Annotated in this window: 24 protein-coding genes; 10 read left to right on the top strand and 14 right to left on the bottom strand. The window is 67.0% G+C overall.

The genetic code is table 11. From position 1 onward, the window contains the following. Window positions 1-1,679: ATP-dependent Clp protease ATP-binding subunit (locus ACYVAN_RS23200; protein ID WP_460963088.1), on the bottom strand; the 1,679-nt coding region annotated here is incomplete at its 3' end. A gap of 162 nt (window positions 1,680-1,841) precedes the next feature. Here ACYVAN_RS23200 and ACYVAN_RS23195 point away from each other — a divergent pair. Then, entirely contained in the window at window positions 1,842-2,738 is an 897-nt protein-coding gene (locus ACYVAN_RS23195) for an oxygenase MpaB family protein (RefSeq protein WP_460963085.1), read from the top strand. Between the two features lie 60 nt (window positions 2,739-2,798). Here the strand turns inward: ACYVAN_RS23195 and ACYVAN_RS23190 are convergent, their stop codons facing one another. Together ACYVAN_RS23190 and ACYVAN_RS23185 are read right to left on the bottom strand one after the other, a co-directional pair. Further along, complete coding sequence (locus ACYVAN_RS23190; RefSeq protein ID WP_460963083.1) at window positions 2,799-3,518, bottom strand: DsbA family protein; 720 nt, start codon at window positions 3,516-3,518, stop codon at window positions 2,799-2,801. 151 nt (window positions 3,519-3,669) lie between these two features. Next, the gene (locus ACYVAN_RS23185; protein ID WP_460963081.1) at window positions 3,670-4,836 is read right to left on the bottom strand and encodes an alpha-lytic protease prodomain-containing protein; all 1,167 of its coding nucleotides are present in this window, start codon (window positions 4,834-4,836) and stop codon (window positions 3,670-3,672) included. Window positions 4,837-5,232: 396 nt separating this feature from the next. On the opposite strand from ACYVAN_RS23185, the gene ACYVAN_RS23180 reads away from it, so the two are divergent. The 4 genes from ACYVAN_RS23180 (at window position 5,233) to ACYVAN_RS23165 (ending at window position 9,211) form a co-directional block, all read left to right on the top strand. After that, window positions 5,233-6,123 carry an LLM class F420-dependent oxidoreductase gene (locus tag ACYVAN_RS23180; RefSeq protein WP_460963079.1) on the top strand — a complete coding sequence of 297 codons (891 nt, stop codon included), beginning with the start codon at window positions 5,233-5,235 and terminating at the stop codon, window positions 6,121-6,123. 138 nt (window positions 6,124-6,261) lie between these two features. Beyond that, window positions 6,262-6,990, top strand: coding sequence for a spermidine synthase (locus ACYVAN_RS23175; protein ID WP_460963077.1), 729 nt, complete (start codon window positions 6,262-6,264; stop codon window positions 6,988-6,990). Window positions 6,991-7,278: 288 nt separating this feature from the next. After that, window positions 7,279-8,208: a dihydropteroate synthase gene (gene folP, locus ACYVAN_RS23170; protein WP_460963075.1), complete on the top strand. Its 930-nt coding sequence runs from the start codon at window positions 7,279-7,281 to the stop codon at window positions 8,206-8,208. Window positions 8,209-8,242: 34 nt separating this feature from the next. After that, window positions 8,243-9,211 carry a glucosyl-3-phosphoglycerate synthase gene (locus tag ACYVAN_RS23165; protein WP_460963073.1) on the top strand — a complete coding sequence of 323 codons (969 nt, stop codon included), beginning with the start codon at window positions 8,243-8,245 and terminating at the stop codon, window positions 9,209-9,211. 38 nt (window positions 9,212-9,249) lie between these two features. Here ACYVAN_RS23165 and ACYVAN_RS23160 read toward each other — a convergent pair whose 3' ends face one another. The 4 genes from ACYVAN_RS23160 to mftA all read right to left on the bottom strand — a co-directional run bounded on the left by ACYVAN_RS23160 (window position 9,250) and on the right by mftA (window position 11,472). After that, on the bottom strand, window positions 9,250-9,525 hold the full coding sequence (locus ACYVAN_RS23160) for a DUF4242 domain-containing protein (RefSeq protein ID WP_460963071.1): 276 nt from the start codon (window positions 9,523-9,525) through the stop codon (window positions 9,250-9,252). A 220-nt stretch (window positions 9,526-9,745) separates the two neighbouring features. Continuing rightward, window positions 9,746-10,963, bottom strand: coding sequence for a mycofactocin radical SAM maturase (gene mftC / locus ACYVAN_RS23155; RefSeq protein ID WP_460963068.1), 1,218 nt, complete (start codon window positions 10,961-10,963; stop codon window positions 9,746-9,748). Window positions 10,964-11,009: 46 nt separating this feature from the next. Next, window positions 11,010-11,345, bottom strand: coding sequence for a mycofactocin biosynthesis chaperone MftB (mftB, locus tag ACYVAN_RS23150; protein WP_460963066.1), 336 nt, complete (start codon window positions 11,343-11,345; stop codon window positions 11,010-11,012). Further along, complete coding sequence (mftA, locus tag ACYVAN_RS23145) at window positions 11,335-11,472, bottom strand: mycofactocin precursor MftA (protein ID WP_460963064.1); 138 nt, start codon at window positions 11,470-11,472, stop codon at window positions 11,335-11,337. Before mftA ends, mftB begins: the two co-directional genes overlap by 11 nt. A 596-nt stretch (window positions 11,473-12,068) precedes the next feature. Here mftA and mdo point away from each other — a divergent pair. From mdo to mftM, 4 genes are all read left to right on the top strand, one after another. Continuing rightward, window positions 12,069-13,361 carry an NDMA-dependent methanol dehydrogenase gene (gene mdo, locus ACYVAN_RS23140; protein ID WP_460963062.1) on the top strand — a complete coding sequence of 431 codons (1,293 nt, stop codon included), beginning with the start codon at window positions 12,069-12,071 and terminating at the stop codon, window positions 13,359-13,361. Between the two features lie 66 nt (window positions 13,362-13,427). Beyond that, window positions 13,428-14,663, top strand: coding sequence for an AAA family ATPase (locus ACYVAN_RS23135; RefSeq protein ID WP_460963060.1), 1,236 nt, complete (start codon window positions 13,428-13,430; stop codon window positions 14,661-14,663). 22 nt (window positions 14,664-14,685) lie between these two features. After that, window positions 14,686-16,221: a VWA domain-containing protein gene (locus ACYVAN_RS23130; RefSeq protein WP_460963058.1), complete on the top strand. Its 1,536-nt coding sequence runs from the start codon at window positions 14,686-14,688 to the stop codon at window positions 16,219-16,221. Further along, a complete protein-coding gene (gene mftM / locus ACYVAN_RS23125; RefSeq protein ID WP_460963056.1) occupies window positions 16,218-17,135 on the top strand; it encodes a mycofactocin oligosaccharide methyltransferase MftM in 918 nt (305 codons plus the stop codon). Before ACYVAN_RS23130 ends, mftM begins: the two co-directional genes overlap by 4 nt. Window positions 17,136-17,141: 6 nt before the next feature. On the opposite strand, the gene ACYVAN_RS23120 is transcribed toward mftM, so the two are convergent. The 6 genes from ACYVAN_RS23120 to ACYVAN_RS23095 all read right to left on the bottom strand — a co-directional run bounded on the left by ACYVAN_RS23120 (window position 17,142) and on the right by ACYVAN_RS23095 (window position 24,457). Then, the gene (locus ACYVAN_RS23120) at window positions 17,142-17,846 is read right to left on the bottom strand and encodes a MadR family response regulator transcription factor (RefSeq protein ID WP_460963054.1); all 705 of its coding nucleotides are present in this window, start codon (window positions 17,844-17,846) and stop codon (window positions 17,142-17,144) included. After that, window positions 17,839-19,221 (bottom strand): MadS family sensor histidine kinase, encoded by a 1,383-nt coding sequence (locus tag ACYVAN_RS23115; RefSeq protein WP_460963052.1) that lies wholly within the window; start codon window positions 19,219-19,221, stop codon window positions 17,839-17,841. Before ACYVAN_RS23115 ends, ACYVAN_RS23120 begins: the two co-directional genes overlap by 8 nt. Window positions 19,222-19,227: 6 nt before the next feature. Further along, complete coding sequence (locus tag ACYVAN_RS23110) at window positions 19,228-20,532, bottom strand: iron-containing alcohol dehydrogenase (RefSeq protein ID WP_460963050.1); 1,305 nt, start codon at window positions 20,530-20,532, stop codon at window positions 19,228-19,230. Between the two features lie 266 nt (window positions 20,533-20,798). Then, complete coding sequence (locus ACYVAN_RS23105) at window positions 20,799-21,173, bottom strand: DUF779 domain-containing protein (protein ID WP_460963048.1); 375 nt, start codon at window positions 21,171-21,173, stop codon at window positions 20,799-20,801. Beyond that, complete coding sequence (gene exaC / locus ACYVAN_RS23100) at window positions 21,173-22,693, bottom strand: acetaldehyde dehydrogenase ExaC (protein ID WP_460963046.1); 1,521 nt, start codon at window positions 22,691-22,693, stop codon at window positions 21,173-21,175. Before exaC ends, ACYVAN_RS23105 begins: the two co-directional genes overlap by 1 nt. Window positions 22,694-22,966: 273 nt before the next feature. Continuing rightward, window positions 22,967-24,457 (bottom strand): GAF domain-containing protein, encoded by a 1,491-nt coding sequence (locus ACYVAN_RS23095; RefSeq protein WP_460963044.1) that lies wholly within the window; start codon window positions 24,455-24,457, stop codon window positions 22,967-22,969. A 229-nt stretch (window positions 24,458-24,686) separates the two neighbouring features. On the opposite strand from ACYVAN_RS23095, the gene ACYVAN_RS23090 reads away from it, so the two are divergent. Next, window positions 24,687-25,994 (top strand): hemolysin family protein, encoded by a 1,308-nt coding sequence (locus ACYVAN_RS23090; protein WP_460963042.1) that lies wholly within the window; start codon window positions 24,687-24,689, stop codon window positions 25,992-25,994. Between the two features lie 133 nt (window positions 25,995-26,127). Here the strand turns inward: ACYVAN_RS23090 and ACYVAN_RS23085 are convergent. Beyond that, on the bottom strand, window positions 26,128-26,723 hold a 596-nt coding region (locus tag ACYVAN_RS23085; protein ID WP_460963040.1), incomplete at its 5' end, for a (S)-ureidoglycine aminohydrolase.

The raw sequence follows: 26,723 nt of genomic DNA, 5'->3' as shown, positions 1-26,723 counted from the left end.
AGCTGACCACCCTCCTCGTAGCCGACGTAGCCCGGAGGCGCACCGAACAGCCGCGACGCGGTGTACTGGTCGTGGAACTCACCCATGTCGATCTGCACGAGCGCGTCGTCATCCCCGAAGAGGAACTCCGCCAACGCCTTCGACAGCTCCGTCTTCCCCACACCGGACGGACCGGCGAAGATGAACGAACCCGACGGGCGTTGCGGGTCCTTCAACCCGGCGCGCGTACGACGGATCGCCTGGGACACGGCCTTGACCGCGTCCTCCTGGCCGATGATCCGCTTGTGCAGCTCGTCCTCCATGCGGAGCAGACGCGAGGTCTCCTCCTCGGTGAGCTTGACGACCGGGATCCCCGTCCAGTTCGCCAACACCTCGGCGATCAGTTCGTCGTCGACCTCGTCGACCACATCCAGGTCTTCCTCACCCTTTGAGCCGATCGCGCGCTGGATGCGCAACCGCGCGCCCGCCTCGTCGATGAGGTCGATCGCCTTGTCCGGCAGGTGCCGGTCGTTGATGTAGCGGTCGGCCAACGTCGACGCGGACGTCAGCGCGGAGTCGGTGAACGACACGCGGTGGTGCGCCTCGTACTGGTCGCGCAAGCCCTTCAGGATCTGGATCGTGTTCTCCAGCGAAGGTTCGTCGACCTGGATCGGCTGGAAGCGACGCTCCAGCGCGGCATCCTTCTCGATGTGCTTGCGGTACTCCTCCATCGTGGTGGCACCGATGGTCTGCAACTCACCGCGGGCCAGCAACGGCTTGAACAGGTTCGCCGCATCGATGGCGCCCTCGGTGGCGCCGGCGCCGACCAGCGTGTGGATCTCGTCGATGAACAGGAGAATGTCACCGCGCGACTTGATCTCCTTGAACACCTTCTTGAGGCGCTCCTCGAAGTCACCGCGATAACGCGCACCGGCGACCATGGAGCTCAGGTCGAGCGTGTAGAGCTGCTTGTCCCGGAGCGGCTCCGGAACCTCGCCCCGGACGATCCGCTGGGCGAGCCCCTCGACCACCGCGGTCTTGCCCACACCGGCCTCGCCGATGAGGACCGGGTTGTTCTTGGTCCGCCGGGACAGCACCTGCATGATCCGCTCGGTTTCCTGGTCCCGGCCGACGACCGGGTCGAGCTCGGATTCGCGGGCCTGCCGGGTCAGGTTCTGCCCGAACTGGTCCAGTGTCAGGGCGGTGGACGCGGTGCCCTCGGACTTCGATCCGGCACCGGTCGTTTGCTCATCGGACGGCGACGAACCGGTCAGGAGCTCGACGACCTCACGACGGGCTCGGTTGACGTCCGCGCCGCGCTTGATCAGCACCTGCGCGGCCACGCCCTCGTCCTCGCGGATCAGCCCGAGCAGGAGGTGCTCGGTGCCGATGTAGTTGTGGCCGAGCTGCAGCGCCTCGCGCAGCGACAGCTCCAGCACCTTCTTGGCTCGTGGCGTGAATGGGATGTGCTCGCCAGGTGCTTCCTGGCGGCCCCGGCCGACGATCTCCTCGACGTCCTGGCGCACGCCATCCGTGGAAATGGCCATCGACTCCAGCGCTCTGGCGGCGACACCCTCGCCCTCCTGGATCAATCCGAGGAGGACGTGCTCGGTGCCGATGTAGTCGTGGTTGAGCATCCTGGCTTCTTCCTGGGCCAGGACGACCACCCGCCTCGCGCGGTCGGTGAACCTCTCGAACATGTGTTTACCCCCTGGCAGTTCCGCGACCGCCCGTTGCTTATATCGGGTCAACCAGCTGGTTAAACATGCGCGAAGGCCATGGCATTCCACCAGGGTGAGCTGTTTCGCTCACCGCGAACGCGGCCGTAGCGCCGGTGGGGCCCTCGCGTCACACTTGAGGCCATGGTCCTGCAGTTGCCCGCTCAAGGCATCGCTGCGGTGCAGCAGCGCTTCGGCGCACTGCTGTTCGAACGGCTCGCCGGGTCGGCGGGTCCTGCGAACCGGACACGAATCCATGACGCCCCGGGGCCGCGCTGGTTCGGTCCCGACCGTCCCATCCGCACAGTCCACGGCGACGCGGCGATGTTCGTCGGCGGACTCCGGGCACTGTTGTTGCAATCGTTGCACCCGCGGGTCATGGCAGCCGTCGCGGGCCACTCCGGATACCGCGCGGACCCGTGGGGCCGCCTGCAGCGCACCAGCACGTTCCTGGCGGTGACGACCTACGGCTGCGCCGATGACGCTGAACGGGCAGTCGCCCACGTACGCAGTGTGCACGGTCGGATCCACGGTGTCACGCCCGATGGTTTGCCGTACCGAGCGAGCGATCCGCACCTGTTGCGGTGGGTGCACGTCGCCGAGGTGGACAGCTTCCTGCGGTGTCACCAGCGCTACGGAATCCGGCCGCTGAGTACCGCCGACTGCGATGGGTACGTCGCGGACACCGCGCGGGTGGCTGCCGCCCTCGGTGTTCCCCACCCGCCACGGACCCGAACCGAGCTGGCGACTCAACTGGCCGACTACCGCAGCGAGCTGCGTGGCACTCCGGAGGCTCGTGAGACGGCACGTTTCCTGCTGCTCCAGCCGCCGCTGCCGATACTCGCCCGCGGTCCCTACGCCGTGTTGGCGGCCACCGCGGTGGGGATGCTTCCCCCTTGGACCCGCTGGCCGCTGCGGCTGCCGTACCTGCCGCTGACGGAGGCGACCGCGGTTCGCGTGGCCGGCAACAGCTTGGTGGGAACGATTCGCTGGGCGATGGCATCGCCGTCCGCGCCCTCGGGGGCGGACGGAGCGCCGTGACCTCGGGATCGCTCCGGATCCGGCCGGTTTCGCGAGGTGCAGGCCGTCGGTGGGCGCCCATCAGCGCTTCTGGCGGCGGCTACCGCCGTGCCAGTCCTCCTGTTCGCCCACCTCGTCCTCGCTCACGCCGAGCGCTCGTAGTTGGGGGAGTTCGCGCAGGCTGCGCTTCATCTCGGAGAAGCCCGGGAACCGTGCCAACCCGACGACGTGGTCCCACAGCTCCAGGGATTGCTCATCGTCGGGCAGGCGACTGATCACCGGGCCGAAGAAGGTGATGCCCTCGGGCGGTTCGAAGTGCAGGATCGGCGTGCCGACGTCCTTGCCGGTGAGCGCCAGCGCCTCGTCGGTTTCCGAACGGATCACCTCGTCCCAGACGTCGTCCTCCAGCGCCCCGGTGAGCGCGCTCGGCAGACCGGCGTCGGCGAGGATCGGCTCGACGAACTCGGGCTTCCCTCTGCGCTCCTGGTTGTCGGGGGCCGGTTCCCGGTCGAAGATGTGCGCCCCCAGGGCGGCGTACAGGTCGGCGACCGCCTCCCGGCCGTGTTCTTCACGTGTTCGGGCCGCCACCCGCAACAGTCGGAGCCCCGCGGTGTGACCGGCCTCGTATTCGGGAGGGAACTGCGCGTCGTAGTCGACCGCGGCGTTGACCAGCCGCAACGAGATGAAGCGCCAGTCGACCGAGTAATCGCGCCGCGCCTGCACCTTTCGGACCCATTTGCTGGTCATCCAGCAGAACGGGCACACGGGGTCGAAGTAGAAGTGGATGTCCGCATCTGCCATCCGGCAACACTATTCCAACCGTCGCCCAGATCGCCGGTCGCCGGTGGGCGACCGGTGGGCGACCGGTGGGCGCGGCAGCCGCCCGGATACGCGTGGGCGTCCGAGGGGCCGTGTGCCGTGCCCCCCAGACGCCCGGTCGTCGTGCGTCGGATCAGCCGGTGACCAGCTGCAGGCCGTAGGCGTTCAGTGCCTCGTTGACGGGTTGGAAGTAGGTGGTGCCACCGTAGGTGCAATTACCGGAACCACCCGAGGTCATGCCTTGGGCCTGGTTCCCGCTGATGAACGAACCACCCGAATCACCGGGTTCGGCGCACACATCGGTCCTGGTGAGCCCGTACACCGTTCCCTGCGAGTAGCGCACCGTCTGGTTGAAGGCCTGAACGCTGCCGCAATGCCAACCGGTGGTCGATCCCGACCGGCAGACCGAGGAACCAACCGGTGCCACATCGGACCCCGCCACGATTCGGGCGTAGCCGTCGTACATGTTCACCCACGGCTGCGGTGTCCAGCTGGAGTTCGTCGAGGCCCAGGCGTAGTCGTCACCGGGGAACGATGATCCCTGGAACGAGCCCATCTGCGCCCGGTTGTGACCGGAGACGGACGTGCCGGGGTCGCCGCAATGCCCCGCGGTGACCATGCCGTCGCCACCGGCGGCGGTGCGCACCGGGAACCCGACCGAGCACCGGCCACCGCTGCCCATGTAGTACGCGTCTCCTCCGACCAGGTTGTAGAGAGTGCGGGGCTTCTCGTCGACCTTCTCGACTCGAACCGAATCATCGAGCGCGCGGGCGTCTTCGAGGAAGCGGTCGGTCGCGCGGTCGCGCGTCGACTCGTCGACGGAGACCACCACGCTGTTCGACTCGACGTCGACGTACCACCCCGTGACGTTGTCCGGTGCCGATGCGTCCATGGTGTCCAGTTCGGACTTGACCGCGTCGAGTTCCTGTTGGCTGTTCCGGACGTGTTCGGCCACCGCGCCTTCCGCGCGGACCTCGTCGATGAGCGACCGGTCGGTCACGCCGACGACGAGCGTGCCGCGTTCGGCGTCGAAGTGGGCTCCGCCGAACGCGGAGCCGAGCGAATCGCGCAGTGTGTCGGAGGTTTGCCGGACCGAAGACTCCTGTGCCAGCCGCATCCGCGCCTGCTCGGAGGTCAAGCCGAGATCTCGTTCCATCGCGGCGATCAAGTCCCGCGTGGGCTGCGGTGATTCAGCCGAGCCGGCGCCGGGGTCGGCGGCGCTCGGGACGGCGAGTGCGGTCATTGCTCCGACCGCGAGAAGGGCCGCACTGGTCAGCGGAATCATTCGTCTTCGACTCATGCTGTCTCCACGGTTGATGTGCCGGGTGAACGTGCTCGTCACCACCGGAGAACCAGGAGGAGTGGGAATTCCGTGTCGTACTCCCGAATCGATCGGCGGGACGCGCAAAAACGACAATAGGAAAATTTGAGACAAATCCGGCACCACCGTTCGGCGGTAGGCGTTCCCAGACATTCACAACAGGCCATCTGACCGCGCTTCATCGCGCAGGCGGCGGTTTTCGCCGGACGGGGGCTGGTTTTCGGGAGTCCTCAACGCGCTAGGGGCGAACGAAAACGAAGCGGAGCCGGTGATTCCGGCAGTGCTCTGGCTGCCCTCGCCAGCGTCCTGCGACACGCTCCCGGCAAACGTGATCACGCACTCCACAGCATGCGCGGATGGCGTTAGTCTCCGTGCATGCCGCAAATTGACTTCCCGTCCCGTGTCGGAGTGTGGTGGACCAGCGACACCTGGCCCATCCGCGATGTGCAGGTCGCCGCTCGAGAACTGCAGGACCTCGGCTACGGCTCGCTGTTCTACGGCGAGGCGATCGGAAAGGAGTCGCTCACCCAGGCGGCCGCGCTGCTCGGTGCCACCGACCGCCTCGTCGTCGGTACGGGTATCGCCAACATCCATGCCCGTGACGCCATGGCCGCCGAGTCCGGTGGGCGGACGCTCACCTCGCTCCACCCGGGAAGGTTCGTGCTCGGCCTCGGGGTGAGCCACGGCCCCCTGGTCGAACGTCGGGCCGGGAGCTACGCGAAACCTCTCGCGACGATGCGTGATTACCTCCGCCGCATGTCCGAAGTTCCGGAACAGATCGAGCCGGGTGCCGGTCGCCCCACGCGGCTGCTCGCCGCGCTCGGCCCGAAGATGATCGAGCTTTCCGGAACCGCGGCCGACGGTGCTCATCCGTACCTCGTCCTGCCCGAACAGACCCGGGTCACGCGAGAGGTGCTCGGGCCGGACAAGTGGGTTGTCAGCGAGCAGGCCGTCGCGTTGACCAACGACGACGAGACCGCGATGAAGCGCGCCCACGCCCACCTGGAGGTGTATTCCGGGTTGCCGAACTACCGGAACTCGTGGTTGCGGCAGGGATTCGAGGAATCCGATTTCGTGCGTGGTGGGTCCGATCGTTTGGCCAGGGCCCTCGTCGCCCGCGGTGACGTCGAGTCGGTGGCGGCCGGGGTTCGGGCGCACCTCGAGGCGGGGGCCGACCACGTGGTCGTGCAGGTGCTCGGTGACCAGCTCTTCGACGATCCCCTGCCGGCTCTGCGAGAACTGGCACCCGCGCTCGGGCTCAGCTGAGGACGTATGCTTGCCCGCGCCCACCGCCGACACCCGCTCACCCCGCTGGGGCGGGCAGCGGGTGGGCCCCGGCGCGAAATCGTCCGTTCGAGGCGACCGGGGAGTTGACGCACCCGGCGGCGAAGGGACGACGAACAGGTGAGTGCGCGTTTCGAAGAGCTCGGTTGGCGCGAGACATCGATCGGTGAGGTGAGCCTGCGCCGCAGGCTCGACCCACTGCTCAAGATCGACGTGTTCGAGGTGAAGCTCGACGACGAATACCTCATGTCCAGCCTGTTCACGGTGGCCGAGGTCGAGCTCGCCCACTTGGGGCTGGCCGCGTTGGCCGGCCCCGAACTCGATGTCGTGGTGGGCGGGCTCGGTCTCGGCTACACCGCCAAGGCCGCACTGGAGGACCGGCGAGTGCGCTCACTGGTCGTGGTGGAAGCACTCGGTGCGGTCATCGAATGGCATCAACGCGACCTGCTGCCCGTCGCCGGGGAGCTGACCAGCGACCCGCGAAGCCACCTGGTGCACGGCGACTTCTTCGCGATGGTCGAGGGGGCGGGATTCGTCGCCGGTGAGGAGGAACAGCGCTACCACGCGATCCTGCTCGATATCGATCATTCGCCGAAGCACGTCCTCGACGCGAGTCATGCTGGGCTCTACGAAGTCGAGGGGTTGCGTCGGCTCGCCGACCGCCTCCACCCGGACGGCGTGTTCGCGCTGTGGTCGAACGACCCGCCGGACGAGGACTTCAGCGCTTCGCTCGCGGAGGTCTTCACGAGCGCGGAGGCGCACGTCGTCACGTTCGCCAACCCCTACGGAGGTGACGAGGCGGCGAACACCGTCTACGTCGCCAAGAAGGGCACGAACCCGCAGTCGTAGCGCACCGTCCTACCTGGTACAGAGCTGTTTTCCGAGCCGGTCCGCAGCTCGCGAACGAACCGGTCCGCAAGCCGGGGCGAGCCCGTCAGCCAAGATGGACCAGCGACCACGCCGTGCGGACCGGCGCTCGGCGGGATCAGGGTGCGCGGCCGATCGGTTCCGGCCGGCCGGTTGCCCGTCACCTGGCTGTCGACCAGCCACCGAGGTGGTGGCTGCGCTGCGAGAACTGGAGGATCTGGGGTGGTTCGAGGAGAGCGGGCCCGCGAAGGTGCCGCTGGGGAAGGCGAAGTGTCCGCGGGTCGGGGCGCCGACAGCGTGGCGCGGGCGGAAGGCACCGAGCCACCGGAACCCACGTCGCCACTGCGCTTCCGGGGACGAGCTACTCCGACCGACCGGGCGCTGGTGATGGCCATCGTGAACCGGACACCCGACTCGTTCTACGACAAGGGTGCCACCTTCGCCGAGGACGCGGCGATGGAGGCGGTCCAGCGGGCGGTTGACGAGGGCGCGGACATCGTGGACATCGGCGGGGTCAAGGCGGGCCCCGGTGCGGACGTTCCGGTCGACGAGGAGACCCGCCGAATCGTGCCGTTCGTCGCCGCCGTGCGGGCGCGGTTCCCGGACCTGGTGATCAGCGTGGACACCTGGCGGCACGAGGTGGGGCGCCTGGCGTGCGAGGAAGGAGCCGACCTGCTCAACGACACGTGGGCGGGTGCGGACCCCATGCTGGCGGAGGCCGCTGCGGAGTTCGGCGCCGGTTACGTGTGTTCCCACACCGGTGGCGCGGTGCCGAGGACCAGGCCGTTCCGGGTGCACTACCCGGACGTCGTGCGCTCGGTCGTCGAGGAGACGACCCAACTGGCGGAACGAGTCGTTTCGCTGGGGGTGCCTCGGGAGAGCGTGCTGATCGACCCGACTCACGACTTCGGCAAGAACACCTGGCAGAGCCTCGCGCTGATGCGGCACACCGATGCGTTGGTGGACACGGGGTGGCCGGTCCTCATGGCGTTGTCGAACAAGGACTTCGTGGGTGAGACGCTGGGCGTCGCGCTGGAGGAGCGGGTGGTCGGCACCCTGGCCGCGACTGCGGTAGCCGCGCAGGCGGGGGCCGCGGTGTTCCGCGCGCACCAGGTCCGCGAGACCCGTCAGGTCGTCGACATGGTGGCAGCCATCAGGGGGAGCCGGAACCCGGCGGGATGCGTTCGCGGACTCGCGTGAACCGGTTTCTGTTCGAGCTGAGGAGGAGTGGGCGGTGCTGCCCGAGTCGGAGCGCTGGTTCGCCGAGCGCACGTGGCACGATCCGCGCTGGTCGATCGGCGAACTCGTGGAAGCGAAACGGGGACGGACCATCAGCGTGGTGCTGCCCGCGCTGAACGAGCAGGACACGGTCGGGCCGATTGTGCGCGCGATCAAGCCGCTGACCGAGGACGCCGACGGCGCACCACTGGTGGACGAACTGGTCGTCGTGGACTCCGGATCGACCGATCGGACGGTGGAGGAGGCGACGGTGGCTGGCGCGCGGACCGTGGTGGGCAGCGAGGTCGTACCGGATCTGCCTCCCCGACCGGGCAAGGGTGAAGTGCTCTGGCGCTCGTTGGCGGCGACATCGGGCGATCTGCTGGTGTTCGTCGACTCCGACCTGGTCGACTTCGACCCCGCTTTCGTCCCCGCTCTGCTCGGACCACTGCTCACCGACGATGCCCCGGCGCTGGTGAAGGGCTTCTACCGGCGCCCGCTGCGGGTGGCCGCCGGGTCGGATCAGCTCACGGACGCCGGTGGTGGCCGGGTGACCGAGCTGCTCGCGCGACCGGTGTTGTCAGCGCTGCAGCCGGAGCTGTCCGCGGTCATTCAGCCGTTGGGCGGGGAGTACGCGGCCCGCCGCGATTTCCTGGAGGCCGTTCCGTTCGCCGCCGGGTACGGCGTCGAGATCGGTCTGCTGCTGGATGCCCACCGGCGGGACGGTCTGGATGGGATCGCCCAGGTGAACCTGGGCGTGCGCAAACACCGCAATCGGGAGTTGCCGGAACTCGGTGTGATGGCCCGGCAGATCCTCGCGGCTGCGCTGGCGCGGTGTGATTCGGACAGTGCGGTGACGCGTGCCGATCAGGAATCCCTCGGTGCGTTGTCGTTCACCCAGTTCGCCCAGGCCGGCAGCGAGTGGATGCCACGGGAGAACGATGTGCTCGTGGGCGAGCGGCCACCGCTGCGGGATCTGCGGTAACGAGAACGGACGGCTCGGGCTCCGGGGGTTCCGGAGTGTCAGGATCCGTCCGAACCCGGATCGATGATCGAGCGAACGGGGGAGATCCGGTCGCAGGGGAAGCCGCCGCGTCGTGCGTGCTCACGGATCAGCTCCGGATCCGAAGCCGTGTACACGCAGTACAGCTTGTCGTCGCTGACGTACGACTGCTCCCAGCTGACCTCATCCCCGATTTCGGCGAGTACCTCGTTCGACTTGGCCGCGAGAGCTCGGATCTCCTGCTCGCCGAGGGAGCCCGCGTTGGGCAGGTTTCGCTCGATGACGTAGCGGTCCACGTGGGGGCCTCCAGGATGCGGCAGTCGCGGCAGCGGTTTCGACTACAGAGTAGGAGCAGGCACGGCCGATCACTACTCCCTTGGCGGGCTGGTTCTACCTGCCCGGTCGGACGGGGCCCGGAGGCGGTGACGGGCCAGTCACCAGGGCACCGCGTGGAGCGCAGGATCCCGCGTTGGCTTCCCGGCCCGGCACCGCACCGGGAAGCCAACGCGGATCCGTTCATGCCATCCCTGCCAGCGGACTCTCGTCGCAGGCCCGGTCCGGTCGACGGACCATCGGCAATCCCAACATCACCTGCTGCTTCTGGGCACTCGGGCGAGAATGGTCCTGCGCGGGTCGTGGCGAGTCCTGGGGGTTGACCTCGGCGAGAGCCGCGGCGCCGTGCCCCTTGACGCATTCCGGGTCCGGGCCGTCCATCGGCAGTCCGGTGAAGAACTTCGCGGCCATGCACCCGCCCTGGCACGCGTCGTAGGCCGAGCAGGACATGCACGCTCCGCCGGTTTGTGGTCGGCGGAGGTCGTTGAACAGTTCCGAGTCGTGCCAGACGGTGCCGAATCCCCCGGGGCGCACGTTTCCGGCGAGGAAGGCGTCGTGGATCGCGAACGGACAGGCGTAGACGTCACCGACGGGGTCGATCAGGCAGACCACGCGACCGGCACCGCACAGGTTCAAGCCGGGCAACTGCTCCGAGCCGAGCGCGTTCAGGTGGAAGAAGGAATCTCCGGTGAGGACGTCGTCACCGTGGTCGACGAGCCAACGATACATCTGTACCTGCTGCTCGGCGGTGGGGTGGAGCTCGTCCCAGACATCGGCCCCCCGGCCCGACGGGCGCAGCCGCGTGATGCGCAGCTGCGCGTCGAAATCGTCGGCGATGCGCTTGAGATCGTCCAGCTGATCGACGTTCTGCCGCGTCATGACCACGGAAATCTTGAAGCCGCGGAACCCGGCGGCGTGCAGGTTGCTCATCGCGCGTATCGCCGTGTCGTAGGAACCGGAGCCTCGCACGGGGTCGTTCACCTCTGCCGTCGCCCCGTCCAACGAGATCTGCACGTCGACGTAGTCGGTAGAGGCGAGTTTCCGGGCGCGTTCGGGCGTGATCCGGTAACCGTTGGTGGAGAACTTGATCCCGACGTTGTGCGCGATCGCGTAGTCGACGAGCTCCCAGAAATCCTGCCGCACCGTCGGTTCGCCACCCCCGACGTTGATGTAGAAGACCTGCATCCGCTCCAGCTCGTCGATGATCTCCTTGATCTCGGCGGTGCTGAGTTCGTCGGGATCGCGTCGCCCGGAGGAGGACAGGCAGTGGGCGCACGAGAGGTTGCACGCGTACGTCCACTCCCACGTCAGGCAGATCGGCGAATCCAGCCCGTACTTGAATTGCTCGACGAGCGGGGGTACTTCGGATTGGGCTTGCTGGACTGCGGAGGCAGTGCTCATGGGACGGCTCCCGGAACAGTCGGACGTGGACGAGGTGCGAGGTCGGTCAGGAGCGCACGATCATGTCGGCGCGAGCCAGCGAAGCCAGCGCGCTCAGATACCCTTCGCGCTGGCGCTCCGGTACACCGTGCGCGACGAGGGCATCACGTACGGAGGTGTTCTCGCTGAGCGCACGCACGATCGTGACGAGCGTCGGTGTCTTGAGGAACGACAGCCTGCGGGTACCGAAGTGGTAGGCCAGTGCGCCGAAGGACTCCGGACGCAGCGCCACGTTCGGGTTGAGCTCGTAGCGAGCGTCGGGATCGAATTCGGTTGCGCTCCGGGCGGTTTCCGCCCGTTCGTTCCGGGCATCGGCCTCGGAGGGGCGCAGTTCAGTAGACACCGCACATCCCGTCGATCGAAACTTCCTCGACGAGCATTTCGGTGACGGTGTTGTCGACATCGTCCTCGTTGGCCGGGCCCGTCGGGTTCTGGTCGTACTGGACTTCGGCGTCCGTGCTGTTCGACATCGGGAAAACCCCTCCACGCGGTGTGAACGAATGATTCCGCGGCTTTCCGCCGCTGATGAGCCGACGCTAGCCCGCGTAGCGCCCGGTGCTCGCCGTGCGCACGGGCTATCCCGACCTGCCCGATCGAACGGGAGCGGACCCGATGAGTTCGACCTGTCTCGGGTGGTCGAGTCGAGTCCTGCCGAATCGACTTCCGGGGTGCGGATCGGGTCGCCATTCAGGATTCCGTGAACGGGGCTGTGTCGGTGCGAGTCGGCAAGGCTCGACGAGGCGGCGACCGAGCACACGTGGGTGAGAAGGAACTTCACCGCGTCCCACACGGCGACCTGTCCCGTCGGTCAGGGTGGGGCCAGATCGAGCGGGCCGTTCCGGGTGTCCACATCGGTGGTTTGCCGGTTCCGGGGTGTCGGACGCCGGTCCGGTTGCCTAACGTCCCCAGCATCCCGTCCGTGCTGTGGCTCGGGTCACAGGGTGCCGTTGCTGGTGATGTTTTCGGGCGGGGCATGGCAATCGAGTGTTTGGCGTTCCCGTAGCACGGGAGTCGTCATGCCGACCTGGTGAGGCGACCGAAGGCGGTCGTTGGAGAGGACACGAGCATGAAGGTCGAGGAACTGCTCAAACCGTTTCCGCTGAAGGAGTTCCACCCGTTTCCGCGCGCGTTGATGGGTCCCGGAGCCCACGAGATGATCGGGCCGGAAGCGCTCAAGCTCGGTTTTCGCAAGCCCCTCGTGATGACCTCGGGACTGCGCGGTACGGACATCGTGCACAACCTGGTGGAGTCGCTGAAGTACCACGGCCTCGATCCGGTCCTCTACGATGAGGTCGAGTCGAATCCGAAGGACTACAACGTGATGGATTCGGTGGCGCTGTACCAGCAGAACACCTGCGACAGCTTCATCTCCATCGGCGGTGGTTCCTCGCACGACGCGTGCAAGGGCGCGCGGGTTTCGGTTGCCCACGACGGGCGCAACATCAATGAGTTCGAAGGATTCAACAAGTCCGAGAACCCGAACAACCCGCCGCACATCGCGGTGTCGACGACCGCTGGGACCGGGTCGGAAACGTCGTGGGCCTACGTCATCACCGACACCACGACAGACCCCGACAACCCGCACAAGTACGTCGCTTTCGACGATGCGTCGGTGACCAGTCTGGCCGTTGACGACCCAGTGCTCTACTACGATTGCCCGGTCGACTACACCGCCCAGTGCGGGTTCGACGTGCTGGCCCACGCCTCCGAGCCCTACGTGTCGAGGATCAACTTCGAGCCATCGCTCGGAAACGCGCTGCACGCGGTGAAGCTGACTGCGGAGAACCTGCGTGCGGCGACCTGGAACGGTCAGGACCTCCCCGGCCGCGAAGGCATGATGTACGCGCAGTACATCGCCGCTCAGGCCTTCAACTCCGGCGGGCTCGGCGTCGTGCACTCGATCTCGCACGCGGTCAGCGCGTTCTACGACACCCACCACGGCTTGAACAACGCGATCGCCCTGCCGCGCGTGTGGGCGTTCAACATGCCCGTCGCCTACAAGCGCTTCGCGGACATGGCGCGTGCCATGGGCGTGGACACCCACGGTATGACCGATGTGCAGGCCGCGGACGCGGCTTTGGCCGCGGCGATCCGACTCCTACGCGACGTCGGGATCACCGAACGCTTCGTCGACATCCGCAAGGACACGTACTCCAAGAACCGGCTCGGTGAGGGCCCGACCGCGTACTACCAGCAGCGCAAGGAGATCAAGGGCGACGCGGGTGACGTCGACGCGATCACCAACCACGTGCTGGGCGACGCCTGTACGCCGGGCAACCCGAAGGAATGCACCTTCGAGACCGTTCGGCCGGTTGTCGAACACTGCATGACCGGAGACCTGGACGACCTGCTGAGCTGAACCCGGAGCAACGGGTGGGCCGGTGCACCACGCCGGCCCACCCGTTCCGAAGAGCGGAGGAAACCCGTGCCCGACACGACCAGTTCTGAAGAGCTCGTGGGGGAACAGGAAATCGATGACAAGCGGAATCCGTTCGGATCGGTCCAGGACGTGATCGAACGGTTCGCCGACGACGGTTACCTGACCGACTCGCGGCTGGCCACGACGATCTTCCTGACGAGTCGACTCGAAAAGCCGTTGCTGTTGGAGGGCCCGGCGGGGGTGGGCAAGACCGAACTCGCCAAGTCCCTGGCCGCCGTGACGGGGCGTCGGTTGCTGCGCCTGCAGTGCTACGAGGGGCAGGACGAGACGAAGGCGCTCTACGAGTGGGATTACGGCAAGCAGCTGCTCTACACCCAGATGCTGCGGGACAAGATCGGTGAGATCGTCGCCGACGCCCCGGACCTGCACTCGGCCGTGGAGAAGATCGGAACGCAGGAGAGCGTGTTCTTCTCGGACCGCTTCTTGGCGCCTCGCCCGCTGCTTGACGCGGTCCGCGGCGAGGAGCCCGCGGTCCTGCTGGTGGACGAGGTGGACCGCGCCGACGAGGCGCTCGAAGCCGTGCTGCTCGAATGCCTCGGGGAGTACCAGGTTTCCGTTCCCGAAGTCGGAACCTACCGCGCAGCGACGCCACCGTTGGTCGTGCTCACCTCGAACAACACGCGGGACCTCTCCGCGGCCCTCAAACGCCGTTGTCTGCACCTGTTCCTCGACTACCCGGACGTCGATCGGGAATTGGAGATCATCAGGTCGAAGGACACGGGTCTCCCCGAAGCGGCCGCCAAGCAGCTGGTGGAGGTAGTGCGTGAGATTCGGGAGATTCCGCTTCGCAAGGCGCCGAGCATCTCCGAAACCATCGACTGGGCGCGGACGCTGGCAGTGCTAGGGGTCGAGGAGTTGGACGGAGCCTTGCTGGGGGACACCGCCAACGTCGTTCTGAAGTACGAGCGTGACCTCGACAAGGCACGTGAACTACTTCCACACCTTCGCGATCCGAATCGGAACATCCCCGAACAACCCCAGGACGCCGGTCACGGCCACGGTCACGGCCACGGCCACAGCCACGCCGGTCACGGAGAGCACGTCGAGGACCACGTCGACGACGAGGGCAAGGAGGTCCGAAACGCGAAGGACCGGCCCGGCAGGCACGACGACGGCTACTACGGCTCGCGCACGAGCGGCCCACTGCAACGTGCGGGCGGTGTGAGCGCCGACCAGGGCAGCCGCTCGTGGGTCCCGAACGCGCGCAAGCGACCCGTCTAGCCCACGGGAGAAGGTGTCGACTATGGAAACCAGCTTGCACCGCTTCGTCCGGCTGCTCCGACTGCACGGGGTGCGCGTATCGGTGGCCGAGGCGACGGACGCCATGAACTGCGCGAAACAGCCGGGTGTGCTCGCCGACCGCGCCGTGCTTCGAGACGCGTTGAGGATCGCGCTCATCAAGGACCGCCGCCACGTCGAGGTGTTCGACGAGGTGTTCGACCTGTTCTTCACCCTGCGCCCCGTCCTCGACCAAAACGACGGGGGAAGTGGACACGACCACACTCACGACGACTTGGAGGACACTGGCGAGCTGGAGTCGTTCACCGCATCCGAAGAACCGTCCGAAACCCCGCAGGAAGGCCACAACCACGACAAGCCCAAGGACATCAGGGAACTCTTCGACAAGGACGACCTCGCCCAGCAGTACAACCTGCACCAGGAGGCCAACAAGGTCGACCTCGCCTCGATCACCGACGAGATCGTCTTCTCCAAGGAGCAAACCGGTACGGGGCAACGGAGCGGAGCCGACGTCCAGCTCGAGACTTCGCGCCTCCACAACGCGGGAGCTCCCGGCCAGCTCTCGGCGCAGACGGGTCATCAGGTGGACACCGATCTGACCATCGCGGAGGAACGACTGCTGCTCGACTGGCTCGGCGGCGATGAGGACGAGGACCTCGACGACGAGCAGGTGGCACGGTTGCGCGGGAAGTTGGCCGGCGTGCTGGAGAACCTTCCCGACATGCTCAAGCAACACCTGCGGAAGCTGTCGGAACTGCGGCCGCCCACCGCGGATTCGGTTCCGGTGGCCGGACTCACCGACCGGATCAGCGAGCATGAACGGCATGCCATGGAGGACTCGCTGCGCAGACTTGCCCACAGCTTCCACGGTGCGCGGACGAGCAAGCACGTCAACACACCTCGCGGCCGAGTCCATCCTGGACGGACGATGCGGCGGAACATGCGCTACGACGGTGTTCCGTTCCGGCCGGTGACGACCATGCGAGCCGAGGACAAACCCCGGCTGGTCGTGCTCACCGACGTCTCGCTGTCGGTGCGGAGCACGGCGCGGTTCATGCTGCACCTGGTGCACGGTCTGCAGTCGTTGTTCAGCCAGGTCCGCAGCTTCGCCTTCGTCGCGGGAGCGGTCGAGATCACCGATCTCTTCGAGGAGCACCCGCTGGAACGCGCCCTGGGACTGGTCTTCGATGGCCTACCGGCCGGGGGAGTCCTCGATGTCGATGCCAACTCCGACTACGGTACGGTCCTGGCTGATTTCCTCGCCGATCACGGATCTTGCCTGAATCGCAGGACCACCCTGCTCGTGCTCGGCGATGGTCGGGGGAACGGCAACGAGCCCAACGTCGACGGGTTCGCCGAGATGACCCGGCGAGTGCGAGAAACGATCTGGCTGACTCCCGAACCGCGTTACTCGTGGGGCTTGGGCCGCTGCGACATGCCGCTGTACGCGGAGTACTGCGACCGGGTCGAAGTGGTTCGCGACCAAACGGGCCTGGCGCGCACGTCGGATTCGATGGCTGCCGAGGTGACAGGTCGATGACCGGAGCGACCCAACTGTCCGGAAGTGCGCGGATCGATCCCTTCGCTCTCGCGGAACCGGGTGAGTACGAGGACGACGTGGTCGTCGTGACTCGGGAGGCGCGCGGGGAATCAGGGGCGACCGTTGTGCGGACACCGCACTTCTGGTTGCGGCGGAGCGGTGCGCGGGTACGGGTGAGTCACCGGCTGCGTCCGGAGCAGCTCGACAACGACCTGGCCGGCGCACTGGCCGAGGAGCTGTTCGCTCCCGGCTGGCTCAGCGGGGCGGAGGTGTTCGAGCGGGTGTTCACCGGCCTAGTATTGTCTACAATGGACGATCCGGTGGTGGCTTGGTCCCACTTCTACGACAACACGCTGCGTCGAATCGCGGAGTCGGAGTCGAACCTCGCGGACGGGCAGAACGTCCACTCGTCGATTTCGGGGATGGTGCCCGTGTACGAGCGAGTACTCGAAGTCGTCCCCGAAGGGCGGGTGCTCGACGTCGGATCCTGTTTCGGGTTCCTCACGTTGATGATGGCCGAGCGTCCCGGCAACACGGTGATCGCATCGGATATAGCGGGTGGGACGGTCGCGCTGCTCCGTGCCATATCCAGGAGGAGAGGTGTTCCGCTGGGTACGCTGGTCTGCGACGGAGCCAGAATCCCGCTACCGGATCGGGCCGTGGACACCGTCACGGTCGTGCACCTGCTCGAACACCTCGCGGTGGACCAGGGGGAGGCCGTCTTCGCTGAGAGCCTGCGCCTGGCCCGCAAGAGGGTGGTCGTCGCTGTGCCGTACGAGGAGGAGCCGACCGCGGCATACGGGCATGTGCGCGCCTTTCGGCCGGAGGATCTCGACGCCCTCGGACGTCGCGCGGGGGTCCCCTACGCGGTCGAGGAACACCACGGCGGCTGGCTCGTGCTCGACCAGCCGTAAGACTGATCAGACCAAGCCCAGTTTGGTGGCCTCGTACACGCACTCAGCACGGCTCGACACGGTCAACTTGCGCATGATGTTGCGAACGTGGAATTTCACCGTCGTCTCGGAAATGTAGAGCTCGCCTCCGATCTCCCGGTTGCTCAGTCCCCGCGCGAGCAGACCGAGCACGTTGTGTTCCCGGTCGGTCAACTCCGGAACGGACGATTGGTGATTGATCGAATGGGCCATCGCAGCAGCGGCGCGGGAGTCGAACGCGTTCTCGCCCTTCGCGACCGCATGGATGGCGCGGACCAGTTCCGTGGTGTCGACGTCCTTCACCACATAGCCTCTCGCGCCTCGCCGTATCGCGTCGATGACCAGGTTGTCGTGCACGAACGTCGTCAGCACGAGCACGTCCAGTCCTTCATGCTGTTTCGTGAGCTGCTCGCACAGCGCGAGGCCCTCGGTGTCTGCACCGGAGGAGAGCTTCAGATCCAACAGCACGACTGAGGGGAGGCAGCGAGCCACCACCGCGATCGCCTCGTCGGGCGTCGATGCCTCGCCGACCACCGCGAGATCCTGCTCGCGATCGAGGATGGAGCTCAAGCCCTGGCGTACGATCGCGTGATCGTCGACGAGAACGATCTTCACGACGTTCGTGCGCTCCGCGTCCCGCTCCGTCTGCTGCGGCACTGTTTCCAGTCGTCCCTGGACTTGAACGTCATCCATTGACTTGCCCTTCCGGAAGTGGGAGCGGGGCTTCGATTCTGATCAGCACACCGCCGAGGTCCGCGTGCGAAATACTGAGGTCCGCGCCGAGTTCTCCCGCCCGGGCGGCCATGTTCGCCAGCCCGCGGTGCTGGCCGTTGAGATCGCTGGTGCTCGCGATCCGCAGGGTTTCCCGGAGCTTCGCCGGATCGCCGCATCCGTCGTCGGCGATCGAGAGCACGACCCGCTCGGCTTCGTAGGACAACAGGACCGAAGCCTCGTCCGCGCCCGAATGCGTGGCGGTGTTGAACAGCGCTTCGCCGGTCAACCGAAGAAGCGAATGCTCCGCCTCTTGGGGAAGCGGGGTCGGTGTGCCCTCGACACGCACCGCGATCTCCACGTCGGTCGGCAGGTGCACGTGCGAGAGTCGTTCGAGCAAGGTCGGCAGCGACCCCGTCCCCTCGTCGCGCTCGTGGTGCAACGCGTAGATCGCCGACCGCAGCTGAGTCACGGCTTGCTGGGTCAGTTCCTTGGCCGGTGCGAGCCGTTCCGCCACTCGTCGCGCCACCTCATCATCGGCCCCTTCGAGTTCGGCGCGGCAGACCTCGATGGTCATGCCGGCGCTGAGAACGGCTTGCGTGACGCTGTCGTGAAGTTCTCTCGCGATGCGGTGGCGCTCATCGTCGATGATCTGGTGCTGCATGGATTCGGTCAATCGTCGCCGCGCGTCTTGGAGCTCCGCGTTTCGCTCGACCAAGTCCTTCGCGTGGCGCGAAGCCTCCTCGGTGAGCTGGGCGGCGCGCCCTCGAAGTTGGGCTGTCGTGTGGAAGAGGTGTGAGTTGTGCAGCGCCACCGCCGCCTGGTTCGCCAGCACTCGCATGATCGCCAGATCGGTGTCCGTGACCTCCACGCCCTCGCCCGGGCGCCCGACAAAGCCCCCGACCGGTTCTTCCTCCAACATCATCGGCGCTCGAACCCACCCGGGTCCTCTTGCGCACGGTCCTACCTCCCACGGCCGGAACCGGATGACGTCCAGCTGCTCGCGCACCTCGTCCGTGAGGTGCTCCTCATCGTCGATCAATTGGCCGCCAGTGGCCAGCAGGAATCCCGGTCGCATCCCGCGCAGTGCTCCGTCGGCCACGGCCAGCAGCACCCACTCGGCCTGCAAGTGCTCGACCGCGGTTCGCACCACCGCTTCGACCAACGCCCGAGGGCCTTCGGCGGACCGGATGACCGCGCGGGAGATCTCGTCGAGCGCCTGCACGGCCATGGCCAGCCGCTCGTTCGAACGGCGGTACTCCGGGTAGAAGGAACGCTTGCTCGATCGGACACCGGTCAGTTCACCGAGGCTGGTGCTGTCGTCCCCGGAGAGTGCTCGTTCGTCACTGGACGTCATCGACCATCACATCGCACGGCGGAACACGGCTTCGATTTCGGCGCGGTCGGCTTCGCGCGGATTCGTGGCCAGGCACGCGTCGTCGAGGGTGCTGCGCGCGAGGTGCTCCACGTTGTGCTCACCGACGCCCAGCTCCGCAAGCCCCCTGGGCACGCCGAGCGAATCGGCCAGTTCCCGGATCTGCTCGGCGAGCGTGTCCGCGGCTTCGTCGACACCGCACCGCTCGACGTCGATGCCCGCGGCAGCCGCGAGCGGGGCGTAGCGAGTGGCGTCCTGCTCAGCGTTGAACCGGATCACGTGCGGAAGCAGGACCCCGTTGATGACGCCGTGCGGAGCGTCGAGCAGCCCGCCGACCTGGTGGCTCATGGCGTGCGTCGCCCCCAGGATGGCGTTGGTGAAGGCCATGCCCGCCTGGAGCGCGCCCTGGGCCATCGCCGTACGCGGTGCTTCCCGGGCAGGGTCCAGCATCGTGCGCAACAGGTTGGGTACCACCAGCTCCACCGCGTGCAGGGCGTGGTGGTCGGTCAGCGGGTTGTGCGCGAGGGAAACGTACGCCTCCACGGCGTGGGTCAAGGCGTCCAGCCCGGTGGCCGCGTTGAGCCAGTCGGGCATGGTGGTCAACAACCGGGGGTCGATGATCGAGATCTCCGGGACCAGCGTGCGGCTCAAGATGGTCACCTTGGTTGCACGCGTGGTGTCGGTGACGATGCAGAACTGCGAGACGTCCGCACCGGTGCCCGAGGTGGACGGGACCATGACCAGCGGAGGAATGGGGTTGACGACCTGGTCGATGCCCTCGTAGTCGAGGACGTGCCCGCCGTTCCCGGACAGGATCGCGATGCTCTTCGCCGCATCGATGCACGAACCTCCGCCGAGCGCGATGACCACGTCGCTGTCCGCCTCGACGTACTGCTCGTACGCGGCCTGGACTTCGTGGTCCTTCGGGTTGGGCGTGAGTCCCTGCCAGACGACGGGGTGGAGTCCGACGGAGACCAGGTGGCTGACGGCTTCCCGGACCCAGCCGGCTTCGGTGATCCCCGGATCAGTCACCAGGAAGGGCCTGCGAGCGCCGAAACGGCGCGCCGAGTGACCGAGCTCCGCCAGTGCCTCGGTGCCGAAGACGATCTCGGGCGCGTGGAACTTCGCGAGGGTCGGACAAACCGCGTTCTGGGAGCGGATGCCGCTGCCGGCACGCGGTCCGCTCAACTGATCCGGCACTCGGGTGCCGAGATCGGGCCCGGTATCCAGCTCCGGCATGTCGAGGTGCCCTCCCGTGGTGTTGTGCACGGCGCTCGCCGTTCGCCGGTCCACCGCGCTCCTCTCCGCGGGGCAACGTTTCATGGCGTCGAACGCCCACCTGACCAGCGGGAGCGTGCGCGGCCGATCGGGCGTGCTGGAGCTTCCGCACTGCGCTCGTGGTGCGTGGCCAGCTTATCCCCTCAATGTGAGTCGGGACACATTACAGCCTATGGTGGTGTGCCCATTCAGCATCACTGTCCGATCGGGCGGTGGTCCCCGTCCGATCGGACGGGGACGGGCCGGGTGCTGTGCCTCCGAACCGCACCCGGCCCGTGGATTCACGTCCTCGCGAGTTCGTCCTCGGTCAGCAGCCGGGACCGGATCAGAAAGCGCACACCCTCAGGTGCTTCGAGGGAGAATCCGCTCCCGCGTCCGGACACCACGTCGATCGTCAGATGCGTGTGGCTCCAGTATTCGAACTGCGCCCGCGACATCCACACCGGCACCGGATCCGGCACTCCGGACACGGTCAGATCGCCGAGGTGGACGTCGGCCGCACCGGTTCGGAACTCGCCCGCCGGGTAGCACATCGGTGCGCTCCCGTCGCAGCAACCGCCGGATTGGTGAAACATCAGCGGACCGTGCTCTTCGTACAGCTGTCGCAGTAGTTCCGTGGTCGCCGCGGTCGCGGCGACCCTCTCCGGTGTCGGCATCAGAACAGTCCCGGACCGTTTTCAGCGTAGCTGACCAGTAGGTTCTTGGTCTGCTGGTAGTGGTCCAGCATCATCTTGTGGTTCTCCCGGCCGATGCCCGAAGCCTTGTAGCCGCCGAAGGCCGCGTGCGCGGGGTAGGCGTGGTAGTTGTTCACCCACACCCGGCCGGCTTGGATGTCGCGTCCGGCACGGTAGGCGGTGTTGCCGTCCCGGGACCAGACACCGGCGCCGAGTCCGTACAGCGTGTCGTTGGCGATCTTCATGGCGTCGTCGTAGTCGTCGAACCGTGCGACCGAAACGACGGGCCCGAAGATCTCCTCCTGGAAGATCCGCTGCTTGTTGTGGCCCTCGAACACGGTGGGCTGCACGTAGTAGCCGCCCGCGAGATCGCCCTCCAGCTCCACGCGTTCGCCACCGGTGAGGACCTTGGCGCCCTCCTGCTTGCCGATGTCGATGTAGGAGAGGATCTTCTCCAGCTGATCGTTGCTGGCTTGTGCACCGATCTGGGTGTCGGTGTCCAGCGGATCGCCCTGCTTGATCTTCTTGGTGCGCTCCAGGGCATCGGCCATGAACTCGTCGTAGCCTTCGTCCTGCACGAGGGCGCGCGACGGGCACGTGCACACCTCGCCCTGGTTGAGGGCGAACATCGAAAAGCCCTCCAGCGCCTTGTCGTAGAAGGCGTCCCGCTTCGCCGCGACATCGTTGAAGAAGATGTTGGGGCTCTTGCCGCCGAGTTCGACGGTGGCCGGGATGATGTTCTCGCTCGCGTACTGCAAGATCAGCCGCCCCGTGGTGGTCTCACCGGTGAAGGCGATCTTGCTGATGCGGGAACTGGACGCGAGCGGTTTGCCCGCCTCCACGCCGAAACCGTTGACCACGTTGAGCACGCCGGGCGGCAGCAGGTCGCCGATGACGTCGAGCAGCACGTGGATCGAAGCCGGTGTCTGTTCGGCGGGTTTGAGCACCACCGCGTTGCCCGCGGCCAGTGCCGGGGCCAGCTTCCAGGTCGCCATGAGGATCGGGAAGTTCCAGGGGATGATCTGTCCCACGACCCCCAACGGTTCCTGGAAGTGGTAGGCGACGGTGTTCTCGTCGATCTGCGAGATTCCGCCTTCCTGGCCGCGGATGGCGCCCGCGAAGTACCGGAAGTGGTCGATCGCCAACGGGATGTCGGCCGCCAGGGTCTCGCGCACCGGTTTGCCGTTCTCCCAGCTTTCGGCGACCGCGAGCTTGTCGAGGTTCTGCTCCATCCGATCGGCGATGCCGAGCAGCACCGCCGCGCGCTCGCCGTAGGAAGCCTTGCCCCACGACGTGGCCGCTCCTTCGGCCGCGTCGAGTGCTCGTTCGACATCTTCGGCGGTGCCGCGCGCGACCTCGGTGAAAGTCTTTCCGGTGATCGGCGTGGGGTTCTCGAAGTAACCGCCCTTCGCCGGTGCGACGTACTTTCCACCGATGAAGTGGTCGTACCGCGACTGGTACTCCACAACCGAACCTGCCGTACCGGGAGCTGCATAGCGCATGTCGTTCCGCCTCCTGTTGAGCTGGATGGCCGTTGGCGGCAAGCTACTGCTCCCGACGTTTCAGTGGCGTTGCACACACGTTCACCCGTCCGAGGAAGCAGCACCGGAGACGGGCGCCAGGTTGGCGCACGACTGCCGATCGGCCTCATTGCGTTCCAGACCAGGTGCCGACCGGGCAACGTCGGTGCGGCGGAGGTCGCCGCACGCCCTCCGGGCGTTCTGACCTGGTCGATCAGCACGCGTTGAGGTCGTCCGCGGTGGGACGGTTCCGGTTCAGTCGCAGTCGTCGAGAAGCCGTTCGAGCCGAGCGTTGGCGACACCGCGCCGCCAGTCGCCAGGGGAGAGCACCTCGACGAGGCGTTCCAACAGCTCGATGTCGTCCCGCCCGGCGTCCATGGCCGCGTAGTCCCAGAGCAGGTCCGGATCGTCGCACCCCAGCAGAGCCGCGCGAAGACCTGCCGAGAGTTCTTCGCGCTCGTCGCGGATTCCGGGAGCTTCCGAATCGGGCAACAATCCCTGCCCGTGGAGTTCGAGGGCTGTTCGGAGATCGCCGTTCAACAAGGCCTGCTGCACGGTACGGAAGTCGGCTTCGATCCGGGCGTCGATCCGGTACGGCTTGGCGCGAACGACCGCGGTTCCGAGCTGCGCTCGAAGGCGGTGTATCTGGGCGCGCACCGTCACCGGATTGCCCTGTTCACCGTGCACCAGCAGCGCAAGCTGCTCGGTGTTGAGGCCCTCTTCCCGCAGGGCCAGCGCGGTGAGCAGCTCCGCGTGCCGGAGGCTCAACGCGAACTGCCGACCGTTCAGCTCGGCGGTGGGTTGGTGTTTGCCCATGAAGCGCAGGTGCAGCGTCGGCCGCGTCGCCTGGCGGACGTTCGTCCGTGGTGCGCGGAGCAGGTAACCCTCGGATAGCGGCTCGAGGACGGCCCAGCGTCCGTCGGCCAGCGCGAACGGTGCGTCCGGCTGATCGACCGGGACCCGCTCCGGCAGGGCGAGGTCGCGCGGTTCCGAGGTGATCACCCGGCCGCTGGGGCTGAGCAACGCAGCGGGTTCGCCGCGCAACGCCGCCAGCTGGCTCGAGTTGTTCTCCCGAATGCGTTCGTCCCGTCTGGCGACCTGCTCACCCAGTTCCCGCTCGGCGAGCTGGGTGGTGGCCGAGACGAGCGCCATGAGAGCGGGATGCATCGTGTGCAGCGGGCCGCTGATGTCCAGCGAACCGATGATCTGCCCGGTCTCGGGGTCGCGGATCGGGCTGGCCGCGCAGGTCCACGAGTGATAGGTCCGGACCAGGTGTTCGGCGGAGTGAATGCGCACCGGGGCGCCGGTGGCCAGCGTCGTTCCCATCGCGTTGGTACCGATCGCGCTCTCGGCCCACCGAGTGCCCTCGGCGAGCAGAACTTTGTCCGCCGCGCGGCAGATGTCGGGATGACCTTCGCGCCAGAGAATGTTTCCCTCCGCGTCGGTCACGATCACGATGTGCGTCGTGTCGTCGGCCGCGTCGAGCAGGGTTCGGCGGAACAGCGGTAGGCACCGGGCGAGCGGATGCGACTCGCGGACATCGCCCAGTTCGTCCGACGCGAAGACCACCGGAGGTTCCCACGCGTCCGGATCGATCCGGGCAGCCAACGAACGCTGCCACGACTCGGCGACGACCGGCCGCACCTCCAGTGGGTCTGCGTCGCCCGAGAGCCGAGCCGAGCGGGAGCGTTCGAGCAACCGGGCATGCGCCCGCGGGTCGGATGAGGGTTCGGTGGTGCGCTTCATAAGAGTTGGTGCGGCCGCACGGGTCTGTCTCCACTCTGTCGTTCCTGGGTACGGCACTGCGATCCGATCTGATCGGCCCATGTTGGCGCGTGACCCGGGTAACAGGCAACCCTACCGGTCCGTACGCGCGGTTGAGCTTCACGCACCGTGCGGAAACGGCTGTCCGCGTGGCCCTGCGGTACCGGAACGGCTCCGACCTCGCTGGGATCGCGAATGGGAGGATGCGGCAGTGGACGGCGTTGCGTTGAATCTGGTTCTGGTCCTGGTGTTCGTGCTCATCGGCGGATTCTTCGCCGCGGCGGAGATCGCACTGGTCTCGCTGCGGGAAGGCCAGGTTCGTGGACTCGCCGAGCGTGGTCGCCGCGGTGCCCGAGTGGCCCGCCTCAAGAGCGACTCCAACCGGTTCCTTTCGGCGGTGCAGGTGGGAGTCACCTTCGCGGGATTCTTCGCCTCCAGCTATGGCGGAGCGACGATCGCTGTTCGCCTCGAACCGGCGCTCGCCGGCCTGGGGCTCCCGATCGGGCTGGCCGCCACCGTCGCACTGATCCTGGTGACGCTGTTCGTCTCGTACCTCTCGCTGGTGTTTGGTGAGCTCGCGCCGAAGCGGCTGGCGCTCCAGATGCCCGAGGGGGTTTCGCTGTTCACCGCGGGCGTGCTCGACAGGGTCGCGACCTTCTTCCGCCCGGTGATCTGGTTGTTGTCGAAGTCGACCAACGCCGTGGTCCGGGTCATCGGCCTCAATCCGGGTGCCGACGAGCCGTCGGTCAGCGAAGAGGAACTTCGCGACATGGTGCGCACGAATCAGCAACTCACAGTCGAGGAGCGACGACTCGTCATCGACGCGTTCGAGGCCGGCGACCGGGTGCTCAGCGAGGTGATGGTTCCACGCACCGAAGTCAGCTTCCTCGAATCGGGGATGTCGTTGGCCGAGGCGGCGACCGAGGTCGAGGACAAGCCTCATTCGCGGTATCCGGTCACGCATGGTTCGGCCGACGAGGTCGTCGGCTTCGTGCACATCCGCGATCTCTATGCGGCGACCCACGACCTCAAGAGCGGCGTGGATACGGTGGGTGATCTCGCCCGTCCGGTCACGGCCATGCCCGGGAGCAAACCGATCCTGAGCGCGCTCGCCCGCATGCGACGGGGTGGTGGGCACATGGCACTCGTCATCGACGAGTACGGCGGAACCGACGGAATCGTCACGGTCGAAGACCTCGTCGAGGAGGTCGTGGGGGAAATCTGGGACGAGTACGATCCCAGCGCGCGGCCGGTCGAGCCGGCCACCGACGGTGCTTACTACGCAGATGGTCTCCTGCACCGCAACGACGTCGAAGAGCAGACCGGCATCGTCCTACCCGACGGCCCCCACACCACGCTTGCCGGATTCGTCCTCAGCAGGCTCGGGCGCACTCCTGCCGAGGGTGATTCCGTGCGCGCGCTCGGGCACGTCTTCACCGTCAGCGAGATGGACGGGCGCCGCATCGCCCGACTGCGCATTACCCCTGTCGAGAACGGGGTGTCGCCGCGCGCCGAATAGTTTCGGCGCGCGGCCGTGACCGCCAACTACGAGAGTGGTCGCCGGTGTTTCGGTTCATCCTGGGCGACCGTATTGCTGCGCTCCGTTGCACGGCCGGTGTGCCGCTCTGCCGTGTTCTTCTTGGTGGTGGGGTTTAGGTGAGGGTGATGTGGCGGTTGACGTCTTTGTAGAGGAGGTAGCGGAAGGGTTCGGGTCCGCCGGCGTAGCAGGCTTGGGGGCAGAACGCGCGGAGCCACATGAAGTCGCCTGCCTGGACCTCGACCCAGTCACCGTTGAGCCGATAGACGGCCTTGCCCTCCAGGACATAGATACCGTGTTCCATCACGTGCGTCTCGGCGAACGGGATGACCGCCCCCGGCGCGAACGTCACGATATTGACGTGCATGTCATGGGCAAGATCGTCCGGATCCACGAACCGGGTCGTGGCCCACGCACCATCCGTATCGGGCATCGGCGTGGCAGCGACGTCCTGCTCCTGCACCGCGAACCCGACCGGCTCGTAGCCCTCCAACGGCTCATAAGCCTTACGCACCCACTGAAAACTCACACGCTCATCGGCATCGTTGACCACCGACCACTCCGCCCCCGCCGGCACATACGCATACCCACCCGCAGAAAGCTCATACCCAACCCCGTCCAACACCAGCCGCAACCGGCCGGCCAACACGAACACCACCGACTCCACACCACGCTCCGGCTCCGGCCGCGCACTACCACCCCCCGGAGCCA

Source organism: Parasphingorhabdus pacifica (assembly GCF_054779195.1).
This window is presented reverse-complemented; position numbering and strand designations above follow the sequence as displayed.